The sequence below is a fragment of the Micromonospora sp. BL1 genome (genome assembly GCF_003667485.1).
Lineage (GTDB): Bacteria > Actinomycetota > Actinomycetes > Mycobacteriales > Micromonosporaceae > Micromonospora > Micromonospora tulbaghiae.
Window position 1 is genome coordinate 1 of record NZ_RCVK01000399.1, and the last position, 9416, is coordinate 9416.

A 9416-nucleotide genomic window follows, 5' to 3' on the forward strand; every position below is an offset into this window, starting at 1 on the left:
GGGCGCACGGGGGCCTCGGCCGGGCGGCGTGGCGCCGGCACCCGGGCGCCGACGCTGACCAGCGCGTCCTCCGCCCCGGCGGGGGCCGGACTGGCCGGGGCGGCCGCCGCCCGGTCGGCCACGGTCCGCCGCGGCTTGCCGGGGATCAGTTCCGGGGTACGCCGGGCAGCCACGTCCTCGACCCAGCCGACCATGAGCGTCACCACGCCGACGAGCGCGAAGACCAGCCCCACCCGCAGCCACAGGCCCACCGGGTCACGCGGCGACCAGCCGACCAGGCCGACCAGCGGGGTGAGGAGCACCACGAACGGCATGTGCCAGAGGTAGATCGTCAGCGCGCGCCGGTTCACCACCGTGACCGCCCGGCCGAGCGCCGGTACGCGGTCGACCCAGGTCACGCCGGCCGGCGCCCGGCCGATCGCCACCAGGATGAACGCGGCCGACCAGAGCGCGTTGCCGAGCGGGATGTCGTTGATGTCGTACCCGCGCGGGCCCGGGTGGGTGACGATCCAGGCGAGCCCGGCGGCGCCGACCACAGCGGCGACCGGCAGCAGCACCCGGTTGCGCATCCGGCGCAGCATCCCGTCGTGGTGGGCGAAGCCGAGCAGCCAGGCGCCGAAGTAGAGGCCGAACTCACGCAGCACCGTCGGCGGGTTCGCCAGGACACCGGCCTCGATCGCGACCAGCAGCAGGTACGGGGCGGCGAGCGTGGGCAGCGGCGCCCGGCGGAACAGCCACAGCACGAGCGGTGAGGCGAGGACGAACCACAGGTAGTCCCGCAGGTACCAGATCGGGCTGAGCGCCAGCCCGCCCCAGTAGTTGGCCGGCGGGTCGCTGATCGGGAAGAGCCAGAGCAGCACCTTCGGGCCGAACGCCAGCCCGGTGAGCAGCATGGCCGGTACGAAGACCGCAGCGACCACCCACAGCGACGGCAGGAGGCGGCGCAGCCGGCGCCCGACCGCGCGTACCCCGCTGCGGTCGAGTGACGCCGCCATCAACGACCCGGCCAGGGCGAACATCACCGACATCGCCGGGAACACCAGCGTGAGCGTGGCGTAGCCGGTGACGTGGTAGGTGACGACGCGCAGGATGGCCAGGAAGCGGAGCAGGTCCAGATAGCGGTTTCGCATCAGCTCACGGCGGGGTCCGGGGGCAGAGACAATGGTCCCTACCCTGCTCCCGGACGCTGTGAAACAGCCACGAACACCTATGGAAAGTGAGATGTCCCATAGGTCTGGCTGATCCTGATCACCCCGCCATCGGCCGCCCCGGCCCTGGCGTCAGAAGCCGAGCTTGCGCAACTGCTTCGGGTCGCGCTGCCAGTCCTTCGCCACCCGTACGTGCAGGTCGAGGTAGACCCGGGTGCCGAGCAGCTCCTCGATCTGCCGCCGGGCGGTGGTGCCCACGTGCTTGAGGCGGCTGCCCCGGTGGCCGATGACGATGGCCTTCTGGCTCGGGCGCTCCACGTACACGTCGGCGTAGATCTTGGTGAGGTTGCCCTCCGGGATCATCTCCTCGACCACCACCGCGATGGAGTGCGGCAGCTCGTCGCGTACGCCCTCCAGCGCCGCCTCGCGGACCAGCTCCGCCACGAGGACCTGCTCCGGGTCGTCGGTGAGCATGTCGTCCGGGTAGAGCTGCGGTGAGGGCGGCAGGTAGCCGGTCATCACGTCGACGAGCGTGTCGACCTGGTGCCCGGAGACCGCGCTGACCGGCACCACCGCGGCGAACTCGCCCAGCTCGCTCACCGCGAGCAGCTGCTCGGCCAGCCGCTTCTTGTCGACCAGGTCGGTCTTGGTGACCACCGCCAGCACCGTGGCCTTCAGGCTGGTCAGCTCGCCGGTGATGAAGCGGTCGCCCCGCCCGACCGGCTCGTTCGCCGGGACGCACAGGCCGATCACGTCGACCTCGCTCCAGGTCTCCCGGACCAGGTCGTTGAGGCGCTCGCCGAGCAGCGTCCGGGGGCGGTGCAGGCCCGGGGTGTCGACCAGCACGAGCTGCGAGTCCGGCCGGTGCAGAACCGCCCGGATGATGTGCCGGGTGGTCTGCGGCTTGTTCGAGGTGATCGCGATCTTGGTGCCGACGATCGCGTTGGTGAGCGTCGACTTGCCGGCGTTCGGCCGCCCGACGAAACAGGCGAAACCGGCCCGGTAGGGGCGCGCCTCGGGCGTGGTCACTCGACCACCGTGCCGAGAACGGTGCCGTCCGGGGCGGCCACGTGTACCGGCGCGTCGGCGGACAGGTCACGCACCGCGGCGTGCCCGGCCCCGTCCAGCGTCGACGCCTCGGTCACCACCACGGCGGCCTCCAGCCGGCTCGCGCCCGCCGCCACCGCCGAGGCCACCGCGAGCTGGAGCGCGGTCAGGGTCAGCGACGGCAGCGCCACGCTCGCCGCCGCGTACGTCCGGCCGTCCTGGTCGCGGACCGCGGCGCCCTCCACGGCCGCCACCCGGCTCCGCGCGCCCCGGGCCAGGACGACGAGCTTGGCGTCCTCGGCGCTCAGCTCCGCCGGGTCGGCGGGGGTGGGCAGGGCAGCCGGTACGGCGGGTGACTCAGGCATCGGCGGGTTGCCTCTCCTCGGAACGGTTGTTGTCGCCACGCGAATCGGGCGGCTCGCTTCGGTTGGTGCCCTCCGGCGCGTCACCCCGGTCGACCCGGCTCACCAGAACCGTGTCGATCCGGTTGCGCCGGCCGGTGGTGCCCTCGGCCACCAGCCGCAGCCCGGCCACCTCGGCCTCGGCGCCCGGGATGGGCACCCGGCCGAGCGCCTGGGCGAGCAGGCCTCCGACCGTCTCCACCTCGTCGGTGGGCAGCTCGGTGTCGAACAGCTCGCCCAGATTCTCCACCGGCAGCCGCGCGGTCACCCGCACGGCCCCGTCCGGCAGGTGCTCGATCGGCGGGCGCTCGACATCGTACTCGTCGGTGATCTCCCCGACGATCTCCTCCAGGATGTCCTCGATGGTGACCAGGCCGCCGGTGCCGCCGTACTCGTCGACCACGATGACCAGGTGGTTGCGGGCCGCCTGCATCTCGGAGAGCAGGTCGTCCACCGGCTTGGACTCCGGCACGAACGTGGCCGGGCGCATCAGCTCGGCCACCGGCATCTGCCGGGCGCCCTGGTCGCCCTGCACCCGCCGGATCAGGTCCTTGAGGTAGAGCACACCGAGCACGTCGTCGACGTTCTCCCCTATCACCGGGATGCGGGAGAAACCGGAGCGCAGGAACAACGCCAGCGCCTGCGCGAGCGTCTTGCGTTCCTCGATCCACACCATCTCGGTACGCGGCACCATCACCTCGCGGGCGATGGTGTCGCCGAGCGCGAAGACCGAGTGGATCATCTGGCGCTCGCCGTGCTCCACCACCCCGCGCTGCTCGGCCAGGTCGACCAGCTCCCGCAGCTCCACCTGGGTCGCGAACGGCCCCTCGCGGAAGCCCTTGCCGGGGGTGACCGCGTTGCCGATCAGGATCAGCAGCGACGCCAGCGGGTTGAGCGCGCGGCCCAGCCAGCGCACCAGCGGCGCGACCGCGCGGCCGACCGCGTACGCGTGCTGGCGGCCGATCGTGCGCGGGCCGACACCGACGACGACGAAGCTCACCACGGTCATCGCGCCGGCGGTCACCAGCGCCGCCCGCCAGCCCGCGCCGAACGTGTCGACAGCCACCAGCGCGACGAGCGTGGTGGCGGTCAGCTCGGCCAGCAGGCGCAGCAGGAGCAGCAGGTTCAGGTGGCGGACCACGTCACCGGCGACCGCCTGGAGGGCACGCCCGCCGCGGGCCCCGTCCCGGGTCAGCTCGGCCGCGCGGGCCGGGGAGACGGCGGCCAGCGCCGCCTCGGTCATCGCGATCAGGCCGGCGAGCACCACCAGCCCGGCGGCGAAGAACAGGAGTTGAAGATCGGGCAGACCGGCGGGGGCACGGACCGCCGCCAAGGCGTCCATCACCGCGACCGGGTCGACCGCCAGCTGGCCAGCAGCCGGGCCTGGAGGCCGAACATCTCCCGCTCCTCCTCGGGCTCGGCGTGGTCGTAGCCCAGCAGGTGCAGCACGCCGTGCACGGTGAGCAGGTGCAGCTCGTCGGCGGCCGAGTGCCCCGCCGCGGCGGCCTGCTTGGCCGCCACCTCCGGGCAGAGCACGATGTCGCCGAGCAGGGCCGGCTCACCGCCGGCCGGGCTGCTCTCGCCCGGGCCGTGGTCGACGCTGCCCTCGTCCATGGGGAAGGCGAGCACGTCGGTCGGGCCGTCGCCACCCATCCACCTGTGGTTCAGCTCCGACATGTATTCGATGTCGACGAGCAGCACGGACAGCTCGGCGAGGGGGTTGACCCCCATCTCGTCGAGGGCGTGCCGCGCGACGGCGAGCACGGCGTCGGTGTCGACGTCGACACCCGACTCGTTGGCGATCTCGATGGACAACTGTCTTCCTCTGATGATGTGACGGCTTGCGTCGGCAGGTCAGCGGCGCCGGCCGGCCCGGCCGCCCTGGGCGGTCCGCCCCGGTACGGCGTGCACGCTCTGCGCCTGCTGGTTCTCCCGCTCGGCGTCCCAGCGGGCGTACGCGTCGACGATCTCGCCCACCAGCTTGTGGCGCACCACGTCGGAGCTGGAGAGCTGGGCGAAGTGCACGTCCTCGACGTTGTTCAGGATCTCCCGGACCACCCGCAGGCCGCTGGTCGTCCCGCCGGGAAGGTCCACCTGGGTGACGTCACCGGTGACAACGATCTTGGAGCCGAAGCCGAGCCGGGTGAGGAACATCTTCATCTGCTCGGGCGTGGTGTTCTGCGCCTCGTCCAGGATGATGAACGCGTCGTTGAGCGTGTTGTGAGTCACCAGGAAGTCGTCGGTGACGTAGAGCGAGTCCTCCGCCGCGACCTGGATGCACATCGTCTCCCGCACCCCGGCCGGGATGATCGAGTCGATGAACCGCATCGGCCGGCCACCGCCGTGCTCGTCGTAGAGCCGGCGCTTACGCGACAGGCGGAACGGCGCGACACCGGCGGGCAGCCGGATCTCCACGATGTAGGCGTCGGACCGGTACGGAACCGGCCGACCCTTCGCCAGACCGGGCTTGCGTCCCTCGGCCGGACGAACCCGCGCCGTGGCCACCCCTCCGAGCGACTCGACCAGGTGGACCACGTCGTCGCACAACCGGGGGGAAGTGGTCGAATACTGCACGCGGCACGTGCGCCCGGCCTGGGTGACCGGCCCGCCGTCGGTGTCCAGCAGCCCTTGCAGGACCGCCAGCCGGACGCCGATGCTGTTGTTCTTGTAGACCTCGGGGACGAACTTCGTGCCCGAGGTGGCCCCGTCCAGCCCCAGTTCGCGGACGGCCACCGTCACCGGGTTCGCCACGATCACGCCGCCGCGGTGCCCGTTGACGTGCCGGAGGACGTAGTCGTAGTCACCCTTGCGGACCAGTTGGATGTCGACGAGCGCCTCCTCCAGCGCGGTCGCCAGCTCCGGGTCGGCGGTGCAGAAGGCCGGCGTGGTGCGGCACGAGATCGCGCCGTCGCCGAGCAGCAGCCCGAGCGCGTACGGGTCGAGCGGAACCGCGCGCGGCTCCATCTGCACCGGCGCGACGAGCGGGAGTTCGTAGCGACGGGTGTGGCCCCGCCGCTCGTTGCCGATCATCTCCTGCGTCTCGATCGTGCGCCACCGGCCGCGACGCTTGTCGTCCGGCGTGGCCACGGTCCACAGGTGCTCGCCGCAGCAGAGCGTGGAGGCGCCGTCCTGGGTGGTGACCCGGTAGACCTGCTTCTGGCCCTGGGGGTAGATGCCGATCACCGGTGTGGGCGTCCCGTTCGAGCCGATGACCAGGTCACCGACCTGGAGCGAGCCGAACGGCCGGAAGCCCTCCGGCGTCAGCACCCGGGCGTCGTACGGCTGGGCCCGCCCACGCATGTACGCCAGCGGCGCCACCTCGATCGTGCCGGCGGCCATCAGCTTCGGGATGGTCTCCGGGTCGAGCATGTCGTGCAGCGCGTCGTAGAGCGGGCGCAGGTAGGGGTCGATCTTCTCGTTCAGGGTGCCGGGCAGGAAGCCCAGCCGCTCCCCCGCCTCGACCGCCGGCCGGGTCAGGATGATCCGGTTCACCTGCTTGGCCTGGAGCGCCTGCACGGCCTTCGCCATGGCCAGGTAGGTCTTGCCGGTACCGGCCGGGCCGATGCCGAAGACGATGGTGTGGGCGTCGATCGCGTCGACGTACTTCTTCTGCCCCAGCGTCTTGGGACGGATGGTGCGGCCACGCCGGGAGAGGATGTTGAGCGTCAGGACCTCGGCGGGCCGCTCGGCGCCGCCCTGCTCGAGCATGCCGACGGTACGCCGTACCGCGTCTGTGGTCAGGGTCTCGCCTTTCTCGATCAGTTCGAGCAGCTCACTGAAGAGGCGCTCGGCGAGGGCGTTGTCGGCGGGGGCGCCGGTGATGGTGATCTCGTTGCCGCGGACGTGGACGTCGCTGTCGATCGAGCGCTCGACGAGCCGCAGGATCTCGTCGCCCGCGCCGAGCAGGTTCACCATGATCTTCTGGTCTCCGACCGTGATCCTGGTCTGCACACGCGGCGTGCCGGGAGGTGGGGTGCCGGTCATAGGTCGGGCCCGTCGGGCCCTGCGCCACCTGCTCTCCGCTTCTCGGGCGCCGGGCCCTGGTGGCGCGGCGAACGGTTACCTCCCATCGTATCGGGTCGGCACCGTACGCACCGCGCCCATTTCCGGTGCTCGCCGGTCAGTCGCCGACGCGGAAGTCGTACCCGTCGAAGGTCTCCTGGGTGCGGGTGAACCGGTAGGTCGCCCAGTGCATCCGGACCACCACGCCGCGCTCGTCACGGGTCAGCCGCAGCAGCTCCCCCACCTCGCGGCCGGAGACCGTGCGGAACACGTCCGGCCGGTCCGGCAGCGGCGCGAACACGGCGGGCGGCTTCCCGGCCGGGTCGTCCGCGCCACGCGCCCGCAGCGTCCCGTCGTGCCAGGAGAAGACGTACTCGAAGCCCTCGCCCCACCAGCGGCCGAGCACGCCGCGCAGGTGGTCCGGGGCGGGCGGGCCGGGACGCCACGGCTCGATCTCCGCCGGGTCGTGCTCGGCGGCGGCGGCCAGCAGCCGGTGGGACAGGTCGAACACCTCCACGCCGGTGCCGGACGAGCCGAGCACCGCGGCGCCCATCGCCCCGGCGGTGCCCTGCCCGCCGCGCCGCCCGTAGACGGCGGCGAGGAATCCGGGCATCGCGCCGTCGTGGCCCACGTGGGTCACCCGCTCCGGCTGCGGAACCAGGATCAGCCCCAGCCCGAAGCCGGCCGTCCAGACCGACTCGTCGGTGGGGGTGAGCGGCCAGCGCATCTCCTCGACAGTCGTCGCGGCGAGCACCGCGCCGTCCGGGTCCACCGCCGCCGGGTCGGCCAGGAACGCGGCCCAGCGGGCCATGTCCGTCGCGGTGCTCCAGAGCTGCGCGGCCGGGGCCACCGCGCCGAAGTCGGCGGGTGGTTCCGGGTGGGCCTCGTCGGAGTACGCGTCGACCAGGAACCCGGTCGCGGCGCGCTCGGTCGGGTGCGGGCCGGTGGAGGTCAGCCCGAGCGGGCCGACCACCCGGTCGGCCAGCACCTCGGCCCAGGTGCCGCCGCGCAGCCGGGCCACCGCCTCGCCGAGCAGCGCCAGGCCGAGGTTGGAGTAGTGGAAGCGCCGGCCGGTGGGCAGCACCCGCTCGACCCGGGCCAGGTCGGCCAGCATCTCGTCGACGGCCGGGGCGCGCAGGCTGTCCCACACGTCGCCGTGCGGCTCGCGTTGCAGGCCGGCGGTGTGCGACAGCAGCCGGCGTACGGTCGCCTCGCCGTGCGCGGGCAGGTCGAGGTGCCGCCCGATCGGGTCGTCCAGGTCGAGCAGGCCGTCGTCGCGGCACTGCATGACGAGCGCCGCGGTGAAGGTCTTGGTGACCGAGCCGATCCGGAACACCGTCTCCGGCCCCAGCGGGGTGTCGTTGCCGGTGTCGCCCACCGTGCAGGTCCAGAGCGGCCGGTCGGCCCGGTGCAGGGCGGCCGACACCGCCGGGATCCGCCCGGTGGCCTGCGCCTGGCGCACCATCCGGCCCAGCCGGTCGGAGACGTCGGTCATCGGCAGAGCATCGGGCCGAGCGGCGCGCCGCCGAGCAGGTGGGCGTGCACGTGGAAGACCTCCTGGCCGCCGTACGGGCCGGTGTTGAACATCAGCCGGAACCCGTCCACGGTCAGGCCCTCCTCCTCGGCGACCACGGCGGCGGTCTGGAGCACCTCGCCGGCCAGCTCGGGCGCGCCCTGGGCCAGCGTGGCCACGTCCGCGTAGTGCTCCTTCGGGATCACCAGCACGTGGGTGGGCGCCTTCGGGTCGATGTCCCGGAAGGCCAGGGTGGTGGCGGTCTCGCGGACGATGGTGGCCGGAATCTCCCCGGCGACGATCCGGCAGAAGAGGCAGTCCATCGCAGCAGTGTAAGGACGGCCGCCCCGAGCGTGGCGGGGGCACCGCCGGGCGGACCGGCCCGATGCGGCAGGATGGCCGCCATGTCGGGACGGGCGGTGCTGGTGACGGGGGCCTCGCGGGGCATCGGACGGGCGGTGGCGCGGGCGTTCGCCGCCGGTGGGGACCGGGTGGCGATCCACCACCGGGACTCGGCCGAACTGGCGGAGCGGCTGCGCGCCGAACTGCCCGGCGACGGGCACGTGGTGGTACGCGCCGACCTGGCCGACGCCGATGCGGTACGCGCCATGGTGGACGAGGCGGCCCAGCGGCTCGGCGGTCTCGACGTGCTGGTCAACAACGCGGGCGTGTTCGGGCCGGCCGATCCGCCGCACCCGGTCTTCGCGAGCAGCTACGAGCAGTGGCGGGCGCGGTGGCGGGAGGTGCTCGACACCAACCTGGTCGGCGCCGCGAACGCCGCCTGGTGCGCCGCGCAGCACATGCGCGAACGCGGGGGCCGGATCGTGAACGTGTCGTCCCGGGGCGCGTTCCGGGGTGAGCCGGCCAATCCGGCGTACGGGGCCAGCAAGGCCGGGATGAACGCGATGGCCCAGTCGCTGGCGGTGGCGCTGGCGCCGTACGGCATCGGGGTGGCCTGCGTGGCGCCCGGCTTCGTCGAGACCGACATGACCAACGAGCACCTGAAGAGCGAGCGGGGCGAGGCGGTACGCGCCCAGTCCCCGTTCCAGCGGGTGGCCCGGCCGGCGGAGATCGCCGCGGCGGTGCACTGGCTGGCCAGCCCCGAGGCCGAGTGGGCGTCCGGCACCATCATCGACCTCAACGGCGCCTCCTACCTCCGCTCCTGACCCCGCCCTCCCCCCGACTCCGCGATCTTGCGGTTTCGGCCCAGACAAAACGCCCTGACGGGACATGGCGAGGGCCGCAACTGCAAGATCGCGCGCGAGAGGCGCCGCGCGAGGGCGCGGGGGCGGGGGCGCTGAAGAC

At 73.0% G+C, this 9416-nt stretch carries 8 protein-coding genes and 3 pseudogenes; 1 reads left to right on the forward strand and 10 read right to left on the reverse strand.

Going from position 1 to position 9416, the window contains the following annotated elements; genetic code table 11:
- The 10 genes and pseudogenes from EAD96_RS29315 to EAD96_RS29350 form a co-directional block, all read right to left on the reverse strand.
- The coding region (locus EAD96_RS29315) for an acyltransferase (RefSeq protein WP_147457955.1) at positions 1-1130 on the reverse strand (1130 nt) is incomplete at its 3' end.
- 150 nt (positions 1131-1280) lie between these two features.
- Positions 1281-2177: a GTPase Era gene (gene era, locus EAD96_RS29320; RefSeq protein WP_121686519.1), complete on the reverse strand. Its 897-nt coding sequence runs from the start codon at positions 2175-2177 to the stop codon at positions 1281-1283.
- The gene (locus EAD96_RS29325; protein ID WP_120568509.1) at positions 2174-2560 is read right to left on the reverse strand and encodes a cytidine deaminase; all 387 of its coding nucleotides are present in this window, start codon (positions 2558-2560) and stop codon (positions 2174-2176) included. Before EAD96_RS29325 ends, era begins: the two co-directional genes overlap by 4 nt.
- Positions 2553-3962, reverse strand: coding sequence for a hemolysin family protein (locus EAD96_RS29330; RefSeq protein ID WP_199733337.1), 1410 nt, complete (start codon positions 3960-3962; stop codon positions 2553-2555). Before EAD96_RS29330 ends, EAD96_RS29325 begins: the two co-directional genes overlap by 8 nt.
- Positions 3938-4411, reverse strand: coding sequence for an rRNA maturation RNase YbeY (ybeY, locus tag EAD96_RS29335; RefSeq protein ID WP_091421737.1), 474 nt, complete (start codon positions 4409-4411; stop codon positions 3938-3940). Before ybeY ends, EAD96_RS29330 begins: the two co-directional genes overlap by 25 nt.
- A 39-nt stretch (positions 4412-4450) precedes the next feature.
- A pseudogene (locus EAD96_RS31740) lies at positions 4451-4813 on the reverse strand (PhoH family protein); the annotation flags it as partial.
- 312 nt (positions 4814-5125) lie between these two features.
- Positions 5126-5896 (reverse strand): annotated as a pseudogene (locus EAD96_RS31935) (phosphate starvation-inducible protein PhoH); the annotation flags it as partial.
- Positions 5885-6580: pseudogene (locus EAD96_RS31750) on the reverse strand (PhoH family protein); the annotation flags it as partial. The pseudogenes EAD96_RS31750 and EAD96_RS31935, both read right to left, overlap by 12 nt.
- A gap of 136 nt (positions 6581-6716) precedes the next feature.
- Positions 6717-8093, reverse strand: a complete 1377-nt coding sequence (locus EAD96_RS29345; protein ID WP_121686521.1) for a serine hydrolase — start codon at positions 8091-8093, stop codon at positions 6717-6719.
- A complete protein-coding gene (locus EAD96_RS29350; protein ID WP_013475524.1) occupies positions 8090-8434 on the reverse strand; it encodes a histidine triad nucleotide-binding protein in 345 nt (114 codons plus the stop codon). The genes EAD96_RS29345 and EAD96_RS29350 overlap by 4 nt, the downstream gene beginning before the upstream one ends.
- Positions 8435-8515: 81 nt before the next feature.
- Between EAD96_RS29350 and EAD96_RS29355 the strand changes: the two genes are divergently transcribed.
- Positions 8516-9277, forward strand: coding sequence for an SDR family NAD(P)-dependent oxidoreductase (locus EAD96_RS29355; protein WP_121686522.1), 762 nt, complete (start codon positions 8516-8518; stop codon positions 9275-9277).
- Positions 9278-9416: the final 139 nt, after the last annotated feature.